We start from the raw sequence: 17811 nt of genomic DNA, 5'->3' as shown, positions 1-17811 counted from the left end.
AATTACAGCAAGCGCAGTGAAACGCAGCTGCCTCAGGTGGCCCCATAGCGGCGCATAGGACAAGGATGACATTCTGGTCATGACCGAAAATTTCACCGATGCCGAAACCCTGGTGGACACCATCGTCGCGCGGGTCGGCCGCGATATCCGCCTGGGGTTGCCGCTGGGGCTGGGCAAGGCCAATACCATCGTCAACGCGCTGGTGGATCGGGCGTTGCAGGATCCGGACCTGCGACTTGAGATATTCACCGCCCTGACGCTGGAGCGCCCCGCACCGTCGGGCGACCTGGAGAACCGGTTCCTGTCCCCGGCGCTGGACCGGCTGTTCGGTGCCTATCCACCCCTTCGCTATGCCGAACTGCTGCGCAGCGGCGGCCTGCCCGACAATATCGCCGTGCACGAGTTCTTTTTCCTCGCCGGCCGCTGGCTGGGGTACGGGCCGGCACAACAGGCCTATATCCCGGCGAACTATACCCATGCGCTTCATTACCTGATCGACCGCCGGCCCAACGTGCTGGCACAGCTTGTTGCGCGGGAAGACGGCCGTTTCAGCCTGTCGGGCAATACCGACATCACGGCGGATCTGCTGAAGGCCCGGCACGCGGGCAAGGCGGATTTTCTGATCGCGGCCGAGGTCAACCCCGAGCTGCCGTTCATGCCGGGCAGTGGCGAGATCGGCAGCGGCGAAATCGACCTGCTGCTCGACGATCCCGAAACCCAGTTCGAGCTGTTTTCGGCGGTCAAGCGCCCGGTGTCGCTGGCGGATCACGCGATAGGGTTGCACGTGTCCCAGCTCGTGCGCGACGGCGGTACGCTGCAGATCGGTATCGGCTCGATCGGCGATGCCATCGCGTCGGCGCTGATCTTGCGGCACGACGCGCCCGACACGCTGCGGCGCATCCTCGCCGAAGGCCCTTTCACTGGCCCCACCGGCCGGACCGAAACGCAGCCGTTCGAGAAAGGGCTTTACTCAGTGACCGAAATGCTGGTCGACGGCATAGTGCAGTTGATGCGCGCCAACATCGTCAAGCGCGAGGTCGACGGCGTCGCGATCCATGCCGGGTTTTTCGTGGAAAGCCGCGATTTCTATGCCAGGCTGCGCAACATGCCGCTGCCCGAGCGTGCAAAGATCGGCATGATGCCGGTGTCCTTTACCAACCAGCTTTATGGTAACGAGGCGGCCAGGCGCGCCGCGCGCGGCGATGCCCGGTTCGTCAACTCGGCGATGAAGGTCACCGCGCTTGGCGGCGTGGTTTCGGACAGCACAAGTGCTGGCGAAACCGTCAGCGGCGTGGGCGGTCAGTTCAATTTTGTCGATCAGGCCCATGCGCTGGACGGTGCTCGCTCGATCATCACCCTGAACGCCACTCGCGACGGCAAGGGCGGGGTGCAATCCAACGTCGTCTGGGACCACCCGCACGAAACCATCCCGCGCCACCTGCGCGATATCGTCGTCACCGAATACGGGGTCGCCGATCTGCGCGGCGTGCCCGACGATCAGGCGGTTCTGGCAATGATCGCCATCGCCGACAGCCGGTTTCAGGATCAGCTGCTCAAACGCGCGAAATCCGCCGACAAGGTCGCGCCTGATGCGTTCGTACCCGCCGGATCGCAAAACAACACGCCCGAGCGACTGGCGCGCTGGCTGCGGCCGTGGCGCCGGCGGGAACATCTGCCGGCGTTTCCCTTCGGCACGGATTTCACCGATACGGAACAGGCATTGTTGCCGGCGCTGGCGCTGCTGCAACGGTCGCAACGCGCGCCGCTGAGGCTGGCGGGCCTTGTGCTGCGCGGCATGCGCACTTCCCGCGATACCGTTGCCGATGCCTGCCTCGACCGGCTGCGGCTTGCCGATGTCAGGGCACCGCGCGAACGGGTGCTGGCCTGGGCGGTCCTGGGGGCACTGGCCGATACGCGCGAGGGCTGACAGCGCCGGGGGGGAACTGTCAGCCGCGTGGGCGACAGCCGCTGTTCATGTGTTTTTCGGGTTTGGACGACGACGGGATTGGGGGCCAACCCACAGCGCGCCGGTGCGATGCGGCAGGTGGGGGTCGTCGACGTTGGGTCGAGAGCCCGGTTTTCAGCCAGACAGGCCCGGCCGGGTCCCGATACCGCGCATCGGTGCCGGGTTCCGGGCCTGTCCCGCCGGAGTTCTTGACGCGTCGGTCCGGGCCTTGACGAATTTGCAAGCGGCAACCACGGCCAGGGCGATAAGGGACAGAAGGGATATGCGCTTGCGGATCATGTCAGCCTCCAATTCATTATCTTGTGCAAATGAAACGCCGTTGCGCAATGAATGGTTCCCGCCGCCGGTTGCGGGGCTGTCCGATTCAGTCGTTCTCGGCGTCGTCCTGATGCCAGGCGAGCGAAAAGACCGCGTGCAATTCGTAGCGGTTTGGCAACTCCCTGGTTTCCAACGTACCGTTAAGCTGCGTGACGAAGGACCGGATCAGCCGCGACCCAAGGCCAGAGCCGTCGGCATGCTCTTCGTGGGCACTGTCACCAGCCGACGCGACCGAGTTGACGACGCTCAGGCATAGCTGGCCATCACCCACCGATTTCAGCGCGATGTTGATCCAGGCCTCACCACCTGCGGCGACGCCGCTGTATTTCACGGCGTTCATCACGGCTTCGGTCGTCAGCAGCGACAGCGGCACGGATTGGTCGGGGTTGATTTCCACCGGGTCAAGCTGCGTCGAAACCTTGATCGTTTGTCCGGTCTCTTCCAGCGTGCCGGCAACCACCACATGCTGAATGATCTCTTCCAGCAGCGTGTCGGCGCGCAGCATCGACAGTTTGCGCGCCAGATACAGGTACCGGTGGATTGCCGACAGCGCCATTACCCGATCTTGCACCCGCCGCAGCAGGCGCTTGGCCTCCGGGCTTTCGGTGGCGCGGATCTGCATGTTTATCATGCTCGAGATGAGCTGGAGGTTGTTCTTGACCCGGTGGTGAACCTCGCGCAGCAGTACGGTCTTTTCCGACAGGTCCTCTTGGCGCTCGCGGTCCTGCTCGGACAGGCGGCGCGTCATTGCGCGGAATGCTTCGGCGACGATCTCCAGCTCTTCGGGCGCATTGTCAAAGCGGGCATCCTGCAGGTCGGTGCGGCCGCTCGCGTATAGCCGCATCCATGACCTCAGGCGGCGCACGTGGCGGATCACCAGCCTGTGCATCCCCATATAGGCGACCAGGATGGTGACCGCCCAAATGGCAATGGGGAAATAGGGGACAGCAATCCCTTCGTACAGAGGCAGCCGGACACCGTCAGGGCGCGGCTTCCAGCTGCCCAGGCCATAGATGCGGCCATCGACGACGGGGGACACGGCGAAATCGCGGACCTGACCGGCACGGCTGGTGCCGCGAAAGCTTTGCTGGCCCTCGGCAGCCAGTTCCATCAGGGTCTTGTCCTGCGGCAGGATCGAACGCCGGTCCTCGGCAAATTCCTCGGTCGCCACGATCTCGCCGCCGCTGCGGAACAACACCAGATCGACGTCGTCCCTGATGCCGGACAAGGCGTCGTTGAGCACCGAGATTGGAACCGAGATCCAGACCGTACCACGAAAATCGGCGTCCTCGAACACCGGCACGGTCACGCTGACGGTGGCGATACCGCCCAGGAATTCCAGTGGGCTCAGAACGAACTGATCGGGGTTGCTGTCCAGTTCCGGCAAATCGGAAAGCGGCTTTTCGCCGTCGGGGCCGGGGTTGATCGAGCTGCAAACCAGCCCCAGCTCGTTGTCGCGGTAGCCGGCGAAAACAAACAGGCCGGACCTTTCGACGACCTGTTGCATGATAGCGTCGCAGGTCGTTTCGTCGTATTCAATGGCCGATATCTGGATCGCCAGCGTTTCGGCCGTGGCGATGATAGAGCGTATCACCTCGCGGCTTTTCTGGACCGCGGTCTGCGTGCGCTGAAGCAACGCCACCTCGGACAGAGACTGGCGTTCCTGCAGCACCTTGTGGGTCTGGTAGACCGATATCAGGCCCAGCGGCAGGATCGCGATGGTCAGCACGAAGACCAGCCGCAATGCCAGCCCCGGCTTTGACGGACGACGCGCCCGGGGCGGCGGGCGGTCGCTCATGCAGCGGGCTGACCCTGGGTGACGGCCAGTGTGGCCGCATCCGTCAGCTGCAGTTCTTCGTCGTCGTCGAGATGCATCAGTTCTGCCAGCCGCTTGCGCGCCCTGTTGGTGCGGCTCTTGATCGTTCCGACCGCACAGCCACACATCTGGGCCGCATCTTCGTAGGAAAAGCCCTCGGCGCCGACCAGGATCAGGACTTCGCGCTGTTCGTCGTTGAGTTTGGCAAAGGCCTCTTTGAAATCGGTCATGGCCAGGCGCCCGTCATGGGCCGGCTTTTCAGACAGCCTGCCGGCCATGGTGCCATCGGGGTCTTCGACCTCGCGGCGGCGCTTGCGGTAATGCGAATAAAACGTGTTGCGCAGGATGGTGAACAGCCACGCCCGCAGGTTGGTGCCCGGCTGGAACTTGTCGAAATTGCTCCAGGCCTTGACGACCGCATCCTGCACCAGGTCGTCAGCCGCCGCGGTATTGCGCGTCAGGCTGATGGCAAAGGCGCGCATCGCCGGCAGGTGTTCTACCAGTTCTTCCTTGGGGTCCATGATCTGGCTCACTTTTCCTCCTCGGAGGATTGGCCGGATCTCTGCCGTTCCTGCTCGCGAAGCTGATCCAGCAACTGCGTGAACCGGTTCGGAAGAGGTTCATTTGCCACGTCGGAATATACGCGGCGAAGGTTCTCGTCGATTTGCTGATCCAACTCGGAAGTCCTGCGTTGATTTGCCATCTCGCTGTATTCTCTGCCATCATAGTACAGGCGTTTTTTTACGCCCCGGCTGGAACATAACACGGGCAGCGGCGTTTTGTTCCCTGACAGTCAGATTTTTTTGAGGACATCCCGCATGGAAACTACCAGCCAGCCCGATCCTGTGCAGCAGATTGCAGCGAACCTGCCCTACCTGCGGCGCTATGCCCGCGCGCTGACCGGCAGCCAGAGAACCGGCGACCATTATGCCGCCGCCACGTTGGAGGCGATGTTGCAGGATCAGAGTATGTCGGAAACAGACATGGCGCCGAAACTCGCCCTGTTTCGTACCTTTCACCACATCTGGATATCTTCGGGCGCCCCGGTCGACGAGGCCGACTCGAACACCGGTGCCGAGGCGCGCGCGCAATGGCGTCTGTCGGGGCTGACCCAGAACACGCGTGAAACCCTGCTCCTACACAGTATCGAGGGGTTCGGGATCGACGACATCGCGGCCATCGTCGGTGTCACCCACGACGAGGCCAAGACGTTGCTGAGCATCGCACGCCGCGAGATGTCGAACGAGGTCAGTGGCCGTATCATGGTGATCGAGGATGAGGCGATCATCGCCATGGACATCAGGGCGATTGTCGAGGGCATGGGCCACGAGGTGACCGGCAACGCCCGTACCCGCGACGAGGCGGTTGAACTGGCGCGACACGATCCGCCCGACCTGATCCTGGCGGATATCCAACTGGCCGACAAATCGTCTGGCATCGACGCCGTCAATCACATCCTCAAAGAGAACGGCGACATGCCGGTGGTGTTCATCACCGCCTTTCCCGAACGGCTGCTGACGGGCGAGCGGCCCGAACCGGCGTTCCTGATTACCAAGCCCTATACCGAGGAACAGGTCAAATCGGCGGTCAGCCAGGCCATGTTCTTTGCCAGTACCGAAACCCTGAAAGCATGAGAAAAGGCCCTGTGCCACGCGCACAGGGCCTTTGTCCCTGATGCCTCCGCACGGGCGCGTCAGGGCGCGCGGCCGTTCACGACGCGGGCGATGATCGCGATGACGAACAGGATCAGGAAAATCACGAACAGGATCTGCGCAATCCCGGCCGACGCCGACGCGATACCGCCAAATCCGAAGACCCCGGCGATCAGGGCGACAATAAGAAAGAGAAGGGCCCAATAAAGCATAGTTTCCTCCGTCGAAAAGTTGTTGCGATTGAGGGGAAAACCGTCTGTCGCCGGGTTGGTTCCCGAATAATTCGTGGATGCCACGCCGCTTCTGCCTGCGGCGTTTGTTTTTTCAGGTCGAACGGAACCAACTGCAGGGCCCGTGCGTTTGATGTGATGAACCATGAACCAACCGAACGGAGGACCGATTATGGCCCAGGCCAAAACCAGCGATGCGTCACCGCAAAATGACATCGACCAGCTGTCCCAGCAGATCGCCACCCTAAAACAGGACATCGCCGAGATATCCACCACGCTGGGCGGGCTCGGCCAGTCGTCTCGCGATGCGGCGGTCAAACGGGCACGCGATACTGCTGCGGCGCTCAAGGAAACCGGCGAACAGCACATGCAGTCGGCGCAGCGCCACGCCGAGGAAATGGGCCAGCAGGCCGCCGACGCGGTGCGTCGCCAACCCGCCGCCGCCGTGGGTATCGCTGTGGGGGTCGGGTTTCTGCTTGGCTTCATGACGGGGCGCAAATAACCCATGGCAGGGCTGTTTTCCGGTATTCGGACCAGGCTGCGCGATGCCGTCCGCTCTGCCGCGTTCAGCGTGGCGGGGATCGTGTTCGGGCTGGCCGGACTGGCTTTTCTGACCGCGGCGCTTTGGATCCTGCTCGCCAACCATGAAAGCCCGCTGGTGGCGTTCACCGTCATTGGCGTTCTTTACCTGGTATTGGGGTTTTGCTTTCTCGCGCTCGGCGCACGCCAGAGCGACACGCATATGCGCCACAACCAGGCAGGAACAGAGGGGGCGGAGCAGCCCTCGCGCGAGCCTCTGGTCCAGATTGCCGAAGGGTTCGCGGTGGGACTGCAGGCCGGGCGGTCGGCGCGTGGCAAGAACTAGCGGTTCACGCCGACACACAAAAGCGCGTCGCGGATCATCTGTTCGGTGAAGGGGCGCACCAGCATGCCCCAGCCCGCCGACCTGGCCAATGGCTCGTCATCCTCGCCCACGGTCAGAATGATCCGCGCCCCGCAACCGGTCAGGTCACGTTCCAGCCGGGTGCCCCGCAGATCAGCGTATTGCATTTCGAGAAAAGCGGCCGAAACTCGCCGTTCCCCGGCCAGCCGCGTCGCGGCCTGGCAGGCACGGGTGATGTGAATCGTCCGGCAGGGGCCGATCGCGGCCAGCGATCCGACGATATCCTCGGCTATCAGCGCATTGCTTTCCAGCAACAGGAAAACCGGGGGAGCCGCGCATACCGACGCGGTTGATTGTGGTGTAGTATCTATCATTGCATCGCATCCAAGCATACTCGTTACTGGAACATATTCAGCGTCGGCGCATTAAATTATGACATGTTGCAAGGAATTTCGTTATGGTCACACGATGTAGCAACTGCCCCCTCAGAACCCGCCCGCTTTTTGTTCCCATGACTGACGCCGAAGTCGGGTTCATGCAGAAATTCAAGACCGGCGAACTGGATGCAGACGCCGGTACGACACTTATGATCGAAGGGGCGAACAGTCCGCAGCTTTATACCGCGCTGGAGGGGATGGGCCTGCGCTACAAGACACTGGAATCGGGTGAGCGGCAGGTGATCAATTTCATTCTGCCGGGCGATTTCATCGGTCTTCAGGCCGGTGTGATGAAGGAAATGCAGCATTCGGTCGAGACCACCACGAGGATGAAACTGTGCGTCTTCGACCGAAAGGCGCTATGGTCGCTGTTTCGCGATCATCCCGACCGCGCCTATGATCTGACATGGATCGCCGCCATGGAAGAGCATTTCCTGGGCGAGAGCCTTGCCATTCTGGGCCATATGAACGGGATCGCACGGGTCGCGCGTGCCTTTGTCCGCCTGCATGACCGGGCAGAGGCGCTTGGCCTGATCGAGGGCGCGAAGATGCCGCTGCCCTATCGCCAGCAGGATATGGCGGATGCACTGGGGTTGTCGCTGGTGCATACCAACAAGACCCTCAAGAAACTGCGTGAAGACGGCGTTGCGATGTGGCGTGACGGGTTTCTCAATATCCTCGACTATCGTCGGCTGTGCAAAATCGCCGAGTTGGACCTCGATCGCGAACCGCTGGTGCGGCCGCTGCTCTGACCGGCTTAGGCCGGAGCTGCCGCGCCTGCGGCACGATGGATACGGCGCCGGGCATTGATGAGGTATACAGCTCGCGCCGGTCCATGCTGCGGGTGTCGTCGATCTTGCCGACATGGCGGCGCGTGACCCGGTCGAGAATGGCATCGACCACACGCAGCGCGGCGATCTCGTGCCAGCCTTGCGGCACGTCCTGTGCGGCGGCATCGGTGCAGAACGTGCCGGTCGGTCAGACCATCTCTTTGGGAATGCCCGAGACCGGCATGGCAATGTCCCGGGCCGGATCAGAATCGTAGCGCACCAGAAAGCCGCGCCGCTGCGGGGGTGGCAACGCGCTGTTGGTGTCCACCAGGCGCCGCCAGTGTCCAAAAGCGACGGCGGGGTCGAAATACTCGTCGCCCGCGTTGGCCGGCAGCCAGTGCCCCATGACCCGTTTCTGCAATTCCGTGACATGCTCGGGCCGATCCAGGTAAAGCCCCGCCTCGGTGTCCCAGCACATGCTGCGCCCGTTGAGGTTGGCCGACGACACGATCGCGGACGTACCGTCGAAGATCGACACCTTGGAATGTACATAGATCAGCGGCGCGTGTTTCAGCGTGTCGCGGCCGTCGCTCTTGCGTCTGCGCGGTTGCACCGGCGAGACGACCAGCAACCGCCCACGGCCGAATGCCGCCTGCAGCCGCGACAAACACCGGGTTTGCTGATGTTCGCCGAACCGCACGTGCAAACTCCGGCTGCTGGCAAAAGCCACGTCCTCGGGCGCGGCGGGCAGGACCGCGATCAGGCGCAGTTCGGGGCATTCCGCCGCGCGCCGCGCCAGGGCCGACGCCAGCGGCTTGTGCCGCAGGAACTGCGTTTCCAGGTAGATCAGTCGCTCGGAATTGCGAATGAGGTCGAGATGCCGCTCTTCGATCTCGCGCAGCACCGGTTTGGGCGAAATGTGCATGGGCGCGTTGACGCGGCGGCGCGAGAGCGTCCGCAGGAAACCCGGCGCCGCAGGCGGCGGTGTCGAGCGGCCGGAAACGCTGTCGAGAAACGTTTCCAGATGCGCCTGCGCGGCATCGGCCACGGAGCCCGTTGCCAAGAGCTGGATGTCGTGCCAGGTCTGCGCGGCGGGCTTCTTGTGGTGCTTGGTGTCGTATCGCCGCTCGTTCAGGTCCAGCCCGCCGATATAGACGCGCTGGCGGTCGAAAACCGCGATCTTCTGATGATGTGTCGCCGGGAAAAGCTCGGCCAGGCGGACGGGAAAGCAAAGATGTCCGTTCTCGTCCTCGTGGCAGATCTCCCGCAGGCGCGGCACCTCTTCGATGAACCTGCCCCTTTCGGGCCGCGTCATGTCGCGCCACCTGTTGGCCAGTTCGGTCAGTTTGTGCCGCACGACCGGGAAAAACATCAGCCGCGGCATCATGCCGGTGCGAGCGCTGTGCATCGCAACACCGAATTTCAGCCGGGCATCGTCGCGCGCCAGTTCCTTGACCGCCACGATCTGGCGGTGCGTGCGCCAGGCCATCCGATGCAGGTCGGGCGCCGCCACCGGGTCGAAATCAGAAACCACCAGCCGGATTGCCACACCCCGGTTGAGCGTCGCGAGGATCAGGTCGAACCATCTCTCGCCCAGCTTGCGCGCCTCGGCCGAGCGCAGCCGCGTCATCAGGTCGAAGATGCGAAAGCCGGCCCAGATTTCGGTTTGTGCGGAGAGGAACGCACGCTCGAACTCGGGATAGGCCTCCTCGGCAGTCACGAGTACCTGCAGGTCCTCAACCGGCTCTTGCGTCTTATGATGAGATGCGTCCATTACAGTGTCATCCAACGATGCGCGTTACCAAAATATGCGGTTTTTATCTTGTTCGCCGCCCCTCCGAAAGGGCGTTCAAAAAGCCCCCGCCGTGTTTCAGGCGGGGGCAAGCACCCGAGGGACAGCTGGGGTGCAAGCGGATCCGCAGGAAGGGGATAGAGCAAATCCGCCGGAAACAGAGCAGGTTGCCTCTGGTTCATGTTGTGAACGCCCGAAGCCGAAGATTGTTCCGGCCCCGTGGCAGATTTCATCCGTTCTCGCCGTTGGTGTCGTCCGCCAGGCGCACATCGCCGTCCTTGGTGGTCACGTAATCCGCGACGAACGCGTCGCGCTGGCCGGCCGGCCGGGGTGCGCCGACAGTGGTGTCCCATTCCGTATGCAGCTCGAGCTCGGCATTGAGCAGCGCGCCCAACAGTAGGACATAGGCGCTGAGATAGAACCAGAGCAGCAGCGCGACCACCGCGCCGATTGACCCGTAGACCTCGTTCAGTGCGCCGAAATTCCGCAGATAGATGGAAAATGCGACCGACCCCGCTGTCCATGCGGCCAGCGCGCAGACCGCACCCGGTGTTATCCACGAAACCCGGGCCTGGTTCCGGTTGGGGCCATAGCGGTACAACAGACCGATGCAAAACAGCATCACGCCCAGCAGGATCAGCCATTTGAGCAGGCTGATCAGCGCCTCTGCGCCAAACGGCAGCGACATCACCGCCAGCACGATCGGCACCATCACCACGGCGGCGAACGCCACGAGCGCCACACCGATCAACAGTGCCGTCAGCCCGATGGCGACGACATAGCGTTTCAGGGCGCTGCCGCGGTGCTCCTCCCGGTAGATGGCATTCAGCCCCCGAATCAACGAGGCGACGCCGTTGCGCGCGGTCCAAAGCGCCAGTGCGACTGATATGATGCTGGCCAGCTGCAGGGTTGATGCAGTCGACTGAATCAGCGCGGAAACCTGGTCTTCGACGATGCTGTAGGCCTCGTCCGGCAGCAGTTGCCGCGCCATGCCCAACTGGCCGACGATGGTCTGGGGATCAGCGACGATGCCCCAGATCGCGATCAGCGCGGCCATGGCCGGGAAAATCGACAGCATCGCGTAAAAGGCTATGCCGGCCGATATAAGCCCCAGATTGAGCCGGTCGGCCTCGGCCATGAGCCGACGCAATACCTGCCACCATGTCCGCCATCCGAAATGGGCCGGCCGGCGCGCGGTGGATGGGTTGTCGTGTGATCGGACCATCGGTTCAGGCGGGCGCCGACCTCGGACCGGCGATGAGCCAGATGATGAACCCGATCAGCGGCAGCACAAGGATCACGATGACCCACAGCACCTTTTTGCCCGTGGACACGCCGGATCCGATAACCGAGACGATGGCCCAAATATCTAGAATCAAAAGAATAAGTCCGCCGATTCCGCTAATCTCCAGCATGTCGTTTCCCTTCTTTATCCATTTCCGCCCGCATGCGCCCCCTGCGCCTGGCAGGGGTCGGGGCAGGCGTGTGCCCGCGACACGGCCCTCGCTGGTTAAACGCAGACCCGGCGGCGGTGGTTCCCAGCTTTGTTTTGTTTTTTGCGCCCGGGGGAAACAATTCGTCCCGCCCCGTAGTTGAGGTTGCGCAGCGCTGATAAGCGTCCGGCGCTGGCAGATTACAACCAACCCGCTTTCCCCAGCCTGCTGATCTTGCGTCGGCGGGGCGATCGTGACGCCGGATGCGATGGGGTGTCAGCGCGGGATCGCCGCCAGGATCCGCGACACGGGTGTCGATTATGTGCTGGCCCCGTATTCCGCAACGAACTGAACAAGCAGCCGTTCCAACGCGTCATCGGTGATGCATGCCTCGTTGTGCGGGCTGCGGTCATTGCGCATCTTCAGAATGGGAAGCGTTCAACCGTCGATGCCGTTCAACTCTGCCAGAATCTGATCGGTATGTGCTCCGCGTTCGGTCAAGGGCGGCGGCGACCAGTCCTTCTGTCCGGAAAACCGTGGCGCCGGTGCGGCCTGTAGGACACCGTCCGCCTCGTGCCAGGTGCTGCGCGCGGCGTTCATCTCGTGCGTCAGTGCTTCATCCGGGCTCAGAACCGGAGAAACGCAGGCATCGCTTCCCAGAAACAGTTCACTCCACTGTGCGCGGCTTCGCGTCGCAAAGATGCTCTGCAGACGGTCCGTCAGCGCCGGCCACAGATCCCGGTCGAATTGCCGGCAGAACTCCGGATCGTCCGTCAGGCCCAGCTTATCCAGGAAAACCGCATAGAATTTAGCCTCCAGGCATTGGACACTCATGAAACCGTCATCGGAGGTGCGGTAAGTGCGGCTCCAATGCGGGCCGTCCAGAAGGCTCTGGCCGCGCTCCGAAACCATGCCACCGCCCTGACGCAGCGCCATGATCAGGTTCATCATGTGGGCCGAGCCATCATAGATCGCGGCGTCTACCACGGTGCCCTTGCCGGTTGCCCGAGCATTGAGGATCCCCGACAGGATGCCGACCGCCAGATACATCGCGCCGCCGCCGACATCACCCACCACGGAGGGCGGAGGGAATGGTGCGGTTCCCGCCTCCGAAGCATACCAGGCGGCGCCAGACATCGATATATAGTTCAGGTCATGTCCGGATGTGTGGGACAAGGGGCCGTCTTGCCCCCAGCCGGTCATGCGTCCGTATACCAGGACCGGTCTGATATCATGGCATGCCTCCGGCCCAAGGCCGAGATTTTCCATCACGCCGGGCCGCATGCCTTCGATCAGACCATCCGCTGTCGCGACCAGCGCCCGGAAGACAGCCAGATCGTCCTCGTCTTTCAGGTTCAGTTCGATCGAGCGCTTGCCCCGGTCAAGCAGGGATGTACTGGGCATACCCGGAACCATGTTGGCCCCCTTGCGGTGGACGACTATGACGTCGGCGCCCAGGTCCGCCAGGAGCATCCCCGCAAAAGGACCGGGCCCGAGGCCCTCAACTTCGAGAATGCGAATTCCGTGCAGCATTTTTACCATGTTATCTCCTGACAAACCCTATCGGGGGTCAAACTCTTCGTCCTGAGCATCTGCAAAGCAACGGTAACAGGCGGTCGCGTGTGGCGTGTGCGACGTTTCATCAAGGTCAGGACCTTACGTCCCTTGGGATGTAGTATTTCGGTCCCGCCGTCCAGCTTCGGGCGAATGCCCAACGCCATGGCCTATCCCTCTGCGTGCCGCTGTGAACTCGCCAAGCCCTGTGGGCGCAGTCACGTTATTCCCAGCAATCATGGCAGATTGGACAGTGGCTTTGCTAAACGCCCGTTCTTACGTCTCGCTGTTCGAACGTCATCTACTGCTGTGCGCGAGGATCGTCTCGGCAAGTTTCTGATGTGGTCTGTCAAACCTTGCGCCGTCGAGAACCGCCACGCCAGCCTCCGTTGTACGAAATGCAGCGATGGCGCGTCTCCGGCGGTGGTATCCGCTCCATCGTCTCCAGATGGCACGGCCGGGCGATCGCGAGGCATTGACGGCCTCGTTTCGGGTGATGGCGCCTGCGCTGGTGGGCTTCCAGAGTTTGGCATTCTTGCGCGGCGGGACGACGGTGTGGGCCCTTCGCGCGGAAATCGCATCATGGCATCAAAGGCCGAGATCGAATTGAAGGTTCAATACCGCCCGTCGCGAAGATTGCCGCGGTTGGCTTGGTTCTTCTCGATCCAGAAGGTGATGTTCTGGAAAATGACCGCCGCGTTCAGACCAACGCGCGCGGCGATTTTGGGATCAAAGCTATGGCGGCTCATGATAGGCCCCCTTATTGCGCAAAGACGTGCGAATGTTGTGCAGGTTTTGCACGAGAAATCGGCCACGTCCGCAAAATTCGGCGTGAAAGCTCTCGGGACTTTCTGCACGCTTCTGCGCAAAGAACTGTAAATAAGCCATAAGTCAGAGAAAGCAAATGAGTGCGCAGGATCAATCTGTGCCTGATTCGATATGGTAAATTTTATAATTATTTCAGTACCTTAATCCTATCTTTTTCGGGTTGCGAAAGCATAAGCTTGCGCAGAAACCAAAAAACTGCGCAACTTCAGCGACATTGCCACACCCCGATCTGAGCACGCGGCGTCCGGAAACAATAAAACCGCGCCGTGGCGCGGTTTTCAGCAGGTCAGATTGTCCTGAAAGATCAGGCGCCGATGGCGGCCCGGAACGGTTTGTCCTTTCGGAATACGCTCGCGTAGCTATCGTGGGTGAAGGGCGTCGCCAGTTCGTTCATTTGGGTTTTTTCGCACCAAGTCGCCACGAAATCCGAGCGATCCAGGATCCCGCTCGTTCTGGTGACCGCGTTTGCTATCGCATCGACCACGATTTCGATCACCAGTCCCCATCGGAACGCGCCGGCAGTCGCGAGACGGTGCAGGAAGTCTCCTGTCAGCAACCCAGCGTCGACTTCGATTCCTGCACTGATCGCGTAGCTGCCAACGATTTCGTTCAGGACCTCGTAGTCCGCGGCGGGCCGTTCTGGCGTACTCTCCAGATCGATCTCACCGAACGTGATCCTGGTCATCAGCCGGTCAAGCTGTGGCTCGCGTTGCACGTAGTCTGCGAGTTCGGGGACACCCGAAAGGATCAACATAAGCGGCCAGTCGTGCGACTTCATAAGGGTCTTGAACGCGTCAAGGACGCCCAGGACCTCGGTCTCGGACTTGCTTCGCATGATATGCTGAGCCTCATCATAGTGAATCCCGACCACACCTCTCAGTTTGGCTTGGGCGATGACAAGTTCCCATATCTCGAACTGGGTCCGGCGCGTCTTGTCGGAGATAGGATACCCCAAGGCTTTCAGAGTTGTCTTCCCGAGGTCCTTCCAGCTTCCCTTTGCCTCGAGAACGCAATTGGCGAACCGCGCAGTTTGCCCTCCGGGCAGGACCACCGAAGACTCATTGAATTTTTTCAACACCTCGGAAACCTCGGCGGTCTTTCCTGAACCGGAGAGCCCCGTAACCAGGATGCTGCGGGCCTCGAAGTCTTGGCCAGTCTGGAGGCGGCCGAAGTGACGGCTGAATAGCTGCGCAAAGCTCTTCTGGAGTTCCAAGCCCCGTGCGAGTGGAAAATGCCGCTGGGCCAGACCGGCATTCAAGGTTACCACGGAGGGAATGATGAAGGGGTTTGTCATAGTTTGCTGTCCTTGATGGGCGCGAACGTTATGCTCTTGAGGTCTTTGGCATCGGGCGCGGAACTATCTGGGGGAGGGTGCTTCTGCGGTTGGCGGGCCGCTTTCGGAGGGCTCTTGCCGTGTGGTGCCGAAGGTGCAGCCGGGTTCGGCGGCGTTGTTGCCGCCGGGCGCGCAGGAACAACGCCCGCAGTGTTGCCTCTCTCCATGAGTTTGCCGGGCGAAGCGGTGGTGCCGGCTTAGCTGGGGGGCCGAACTTCGACCTGAAGCAACCTGTCCGCGCGACGCTGGAGCCGTTCGATGGTTTGATAACTCGCTGGGTCCCGAGAGTCGGGGAAGAAGCCGGATTCACGCGCGCGGCGCGCCATGGCTTCGCTCAGGTGCCTTTCATGCAGGGTCCGTTGGGTCGGATTGGCCTTCGTGGCGGCCTCCATGATCTCGATCGCTTCCTCCAGTGATAAGTCCTTGAATACCGTCATGCGCAGGCTTGCCTCTATGACGGTGTTCAGTCCCTCCGCAGTGATATAGACCTTGCGGAGGTCATCGGGATCGAGGTGAACAGTGACCGTTTTTGACGAGCCGTCTGCAAAGCGTTGGAGCTCCGTTGAATTGAAAGGGATTTTGAAAGCACTGACGCCCTCTGACGTCGTGGTTGCCCGAACTTTCACCCCAAGATGAAGGCACCGCTCACGCTGTGAGGGCGGATCAATCGGGCCATAGAGCGTCATGGCGTCCTCGCGTTTCTGGCGAGGGGTCGCTCCATACATCCCGGTGCCGTAATGTGGTCGGAAGGGGTACTCGTCGATGAAAAATCGCGTGATCGTGCCGTAGAGGTCGTCATGACTGATCTTGGCCGAGGCCTTGGGGGCATAGCCGGTCAGTTCACCTGGGCGGCTCCCGGTGTATCCTGGCTGGAAGTTCAGAACCTGCCACTGCACTGTCCCGAAGAGCCGCTCGACCACCTGTTTGTCCATCGGCTGATATGCGCGTCCCGTCATCACGGTCATGCCCATCCCGAGTTGGCCGCCATAGACGGTCGCATTCCTGGTCGCGTTACCATTGTCCGCCAGGGCGAGCCCCAGCCCTGGCGGCGGTACGGGTTCCCGTTTGCACCCATAACGGATTTTTTCCTTTGTCTTGTCACGGGTCGCCATGCGAAGCAGTGCCATGCTGTGATCAGCGTCAGCTGTTTCAGAGATGACCCAACCAAGTACCTCGCGGGTCGCCACATCGATGACCACCTGAAGCCAGCAGCGGCGGATCTCGTGTTCAGCAAGTTCTTCTGGCGTCTCATCTGGATTGATAACTTCCGCACGAACGTCACCGTCATCGGTGGTGAATATCGAGAGCAAACATTGATCCCACTCGAACTTCTCACGAATCTGAGAGCGCGCACATCAGTGGACCCCGCTCCCTTCAAGTTGGTCGCGTGCCGCCTTCCGCCACGTCCGATAACACTCAAAACCCCCGAGATTGCTCTGGCGCGGGTGCGGATCGTCGTGATCGAAGGGAACTCGGCTTGTTCCGAGATCTCACGGGGTGAGCGATGGAATACCGTCTTTGCCAGCGCGTAGACGACAGCCAGCTTCGGTTTCCGCGGATCTTGCCAGCGGTTCAGGACATACCTGATAAACTGCTCCTGCCATTCCAGGAGTCGGGGTTCTCGGCGCCCCTTCTTGTGATTACGGTCGGCCAAGGCGACGGGGTTCTGACCAAAGCGATGATAGATTTCGTGGTAGCGCGAGAGGGTCCGCCCTTGCGGAACTTCAAAACTGGCCGTGGACCTTCCGCCACGGCGCGTCCGAAGGAAATTATGCCCAGGTGCAATCTCCTCTGCCCGGGCCAACAGGGCGTGACGATGTATGCCGCCTTTGCTCATGCTGCGCTGTGTCAGTTTAAGGCCCATTGCGCGGAGATCGTCCTGGGCCAATACTAGGGCAAGACGAGCCCGCACCTCGCACTGGGTTTTTTCGGGGAACTGTTCCAACAGCTCGATGCCACCAGTGTGGTCCAGCAAGGCGCGCCGCTTCTCAGCTTCTGCCGGTTTGATGACCTCGCAATCCCGATTCCGGATCGCTGCCTCAATCCGCTCGAGCGCCAGGGTGAAACACTCACCTGTCTCCTGACATTCGACTGCATAGCCGCTCTCCTCGCGAGCTGATACCTTCAGTTCGCGGCCATCCAGTTTCAGGATGGATCCCTTGGGGATATCGTAGAGCGACGGGGAGATCATGCGTTCAGCGCGACCCGCGACGGATAGTCGATGACCCCGTGCATGTCAGTCCAGAGCACATTCTGGCCAATGAGACGCATCGCTGCCTGATAGCCGCGCCACGACTCCATGTTACAGTTCGCGATGAGGTCGCCGAGATACCAGTAGTTGGTTGTGCGGGCGGCGTCCTCGACGATTGCATCCGCTTCGGCATCTGACAACTGAAGCATTTCCCAGATTCGGCGGAGGTTATCTCGATAGGCCCGCGTGTAATCGTCGGCACAGACAACCACTGCGTCGTCCGCGACGTCATCAGTGACAGCCGCGAAGATATCATCGATTTCGTTCTGGGTTTCAGGCTTCGCGAGACTCGTGGCGTTCCGTACGAAAACCACGCGTCGATAACCGTCGGAAAAAGTCAGCCGCAGATCAAAGCTGTGGGATCGTATCTTGCGCGTCCGATTGCAGTAAAATCTGAGTGGCGCGAGTTGCACCTCCAGCCGGCTCTGTTGCACAAATCGTGGTGTGAACGGACGTCCCCTTTCCCTGGGCACACTTATCCTACGGGCTCAGTGACGGGTATACCAAGAGCGGTGTAGCGATTGAGCACCGCGATCCGGACTTGGAGC

General features: G+C 61.5%; 18 protein-coding genes and 1 pseudogene. 6 read left to right on the top strand and 13 right to left on the bottom strand.

What is annotated here, in order from left to right:
- The first annotated feature begins 79 nt into the window (after positions 1-79).
- On the top strand, positions 80-1927 hold the full coding sequence (locus tag DL899_RS15855; protein ID WP_111735340.1) for an acetyl-CoA hydrolase/transferase C-terminal domain-containing protein: 1848 nt from the start codon (positions 80-82) through the stop codon (positions 1925-1927).
- 403 nt (positions 1928-2330) lie between these two features.
- Here DL899_RS15855 and DL899_RS15850 read toward each other — a convergent pair whose 3' ends face one another.
- From DL899_RS15850 to DL899_RS15840, 3 genes are read right to left on the bottom strand one after another with little or no spacing between them, the layout of a single operon-like run.
- The gene (locus DL899_RS15850) at positions 2331-4082 is read right to left on the bottom strand and encodes a sensor histidine kinase (protein WP_111735339.1); all 1752 of its coding nucleotides are present in this window, start codon (positions 4080-4082) and stop codon (positions 2331-2333) included.
- The gene (locus DL899_RS15845) at positions 4079-4621 is read right to left on the bottom strand and encodes an RNA polymerase sigma factor (RefSeq protein ID WP_111735360.1); all 543 of its coding nucleotides are present in this window, start codon (positions 4619-4621) and stop codon (positions 4079-4081) included. Before DL899_RS15845 ends, DL899_RS15850 begins: the two co-directional genes overlap by 4 nt.
- Positions 4622-4629: 8 nt before the next feature.
- Positions 4630-4776, bottom strand: a complete 147-nt coding sequence (locus tag DL899_RS15840) for a NepR family anti-sigma factor (RefSeq protein WP_239494730.1) — start codon at positions 4774-4776, stop codon at positions 4630-4632.
- A 142-nt stretch (positions 4777-4918) separates the two neighbouring features.
- On the opposite strand from DL899_RS15840, the gene DL899_RS15835 reads away from it, so the two are divergent.
- Positions 4919-5734 (top strand): response regulator, encoded by an 816-nt coding sequence (locus tag DL899_RS15835; protein ID WP_111735337.1) that lies wholly within the window; start codon positions 4919-4921, stop codon positions 5732-5734.
- Positions 5735-5793: 59 nt separating this feature from the next.
- Here the strand turns inward: DL899_RS15835 and DL899_RS15830 are convergent, their stop codons facing one another.
- The gene (locus DL899_RS15830; RefSeq protein WP_111735336.1) at positions 5794-5964 is read right to left on the bottom strand and encodes a DUF1328 domain-containing protein; all 171 of its coding nucleotides are present in this window, start codon (positions 5962-5964) and stop codon (positions 5794-5796) included.
- 190 nt (positions 5965-6154) lie between these two features.
- Here DL899_RS15830 and DL899_RS15825 point away from each other — a divergent pair, with 190 nt between their 5' ends.
- Both DL899_RS15825 and DL899_RS15820 read left to right on the top strand, forming a co-directional pair.
- Positions 6155-6484 carry an ElaB/YgaM/YqjD family protein gene (locus DL899_RS15825; protein ID WP_111735335.1) on the top strand — a complete coding sequence of 110 codons (330 nt, stop codon included), beginning with the start codon at positions 6155-6157 and terminating at the stop codon, positions 6482-6484.
- Positions 6485-6487: 3 nt separating this feature from the next.
- A complete protein-coding gene (locus DL899_RS15820) occupies positions 6488-6847 on the top strand; it encodes a phage holin family protein (protein ID WP_111735334.1) in 360 nt (119 codons plus the stop codon).
- Here DL899_RS15820 and DL899_RS15815 read toward each other — a convergent pair.
- A complete protein-coding gene (locus DL899_RS15815) occupies positions 6844-7179 on the bottom strand; it encodes a hypothetical protein (RefSeq protein ID WP_239494729.1) in 336 nt (111 codons plus the stop codon). The genes DL899_RS15820 and DL899_RS15815 overlap by 4 nt on opposite strands.
- 143 nt (positions 7180-7322) lie before the next feature.
- Here DL899_RS15815 and DL899_RS15810 point away from each other — a divergent pair, with 143 nt between their 5' ends.
- Complete coding sequence (locus tag DL899_RS15810) at positions 7323-8054, top strand: Crp/Fnr family transcriptional regulator (RefSeq protein WP_111735332.1); 732 nt, start codon at positions 7323-7325, stop codon at positions 8052-8054.
- 226 nt (positions 8055-8280) lie between these two features.
- Here DL899_RS15810 and DL899_RS15805 read toward each other — a convergent pair whose 3' ends face one another.
- The 5 genes and pseudogenes from DL899_RS15805 to DL899_RS15785 form a co-directional block, all read right to left on the bottom strand.
- Positions 8281-9846, bottom strand: coding sequence for a phospholipase D family protein (locus tag DL899_RS15805; RefSeq protein ID WP_111735331.1), 1566 nt, complete (start codon positions 9844-9846; stop codon positions 8281-8283).
- Positions 9847-10093: 247 nt separating this feature from the next.
- Entirely contained in the window at positions 10094-11014 is a 921-nt protein-coding gene (locus tag DL899_RS15800) for a YihY/virulence factor BrkB family protein (protein WP_239494728.1), read from the bottom strand.
- A gap of 79 nt (positions 11015-11093) precedes the next feature.
- A complete protein-coding gene (locus DL899_RS15795) occupies positions 11094-11279 on the bottom strand; it encodes a PLD nuclease N-terminal domain-containing protein (RefSeq protein ID WP_111735329.1) in 186 nt (61 codons plus the stop codon).
- Between the two features lie 456 nt (positions 11280-11735).
- A complete protein-coding gene (locus tag DL899_RS15790; RefSeq protein WP_111735359.1) occupies positions 11736-12830 on the bottom strand; it encodes a CaiB/BaiF CoA transferase family protein in 1095 nt (364 codons plus the stop codon).
- Positions 12831-13262: 432 nt separating this feature from the next.
- A pseudogene (locus DL899_RS15785) lies at positions 13263-13439 on the bottom strand (IS5/IS1182 family transposase); the annotation flags it as partial.
- On the opposite strand from DL899_RS15785, the gene DL899_RS19685 reads away from it, so the two are divergent.
- Positions 13434-13730, top strand: a complete 297-nt coding sequence (locus DL899_RS19685; protein ID WP_204355329.1) for a hypothetical protein — start codon at positions 13434-13436, stop codon at positions 13728-13730. The pseudogene DL899_RS15785 and the gene DL899_RS19685 sit on opposite strands and share 6 nt — an antisense overlap.
- Before the next feature lie 253 nt (positions 13731-13983).
- Here the strand turns inward: DL899_RS19685 and DL899_RS15780 are convergent, their stop codons facing one another.
- From DL899_RS15780 to DL899_RS15765, 3 genes are all read right to left on the bottom strand, one after another.
- Complete coding sequence (locus DL899_RS15780) at positions 13984-14973, bottom strand: ATP-binding protein (RefSeq protein WP_111735328.1); 990 nt, start codon at positions 14971-14973, stop codon at positions 13984-13986.
- Positions 14974-15209: 236 nt separating this feature from the next.
- Positions 15210-16322 (bottom strand): Mu transposase C-terminal domain-containing protein, encoded by a 1113-nt coding sequence (locus DL899_RS15775; protein ID WP_162685607.1) that lies wholly within the window; start codon positions 16320-16322, stop codon positions 15210-15212.
- A gap of 877 nt (positions 16323-17199) precedes the next feature.
- Complete coding sequence (locus tag DL899_RS15765) at positions 17200-17676, bottom strand: hypothetical protein (RefSeq protein WP_239494727.1); 477 nt, start codon at positions 17674-17676, stop codon at positions 17200-17202.
- Positions 17677-17811 lie beyond the last annotated feature (135 nt).

Source organism: Roseovarius amoyensis (assembly GCF_003260265.1).
In the GTDB taxonomy this organism is placed as follows: Bacteria; Pseudomonadota; Alphaproteobacteria; order Rhodobacterales; family Rhodobacteraceae; genus Roseovarius; species Roseovarius amoyensis.
This window is presented reverse-complemented; position numbering and strand designations above follow the sequence as displayed.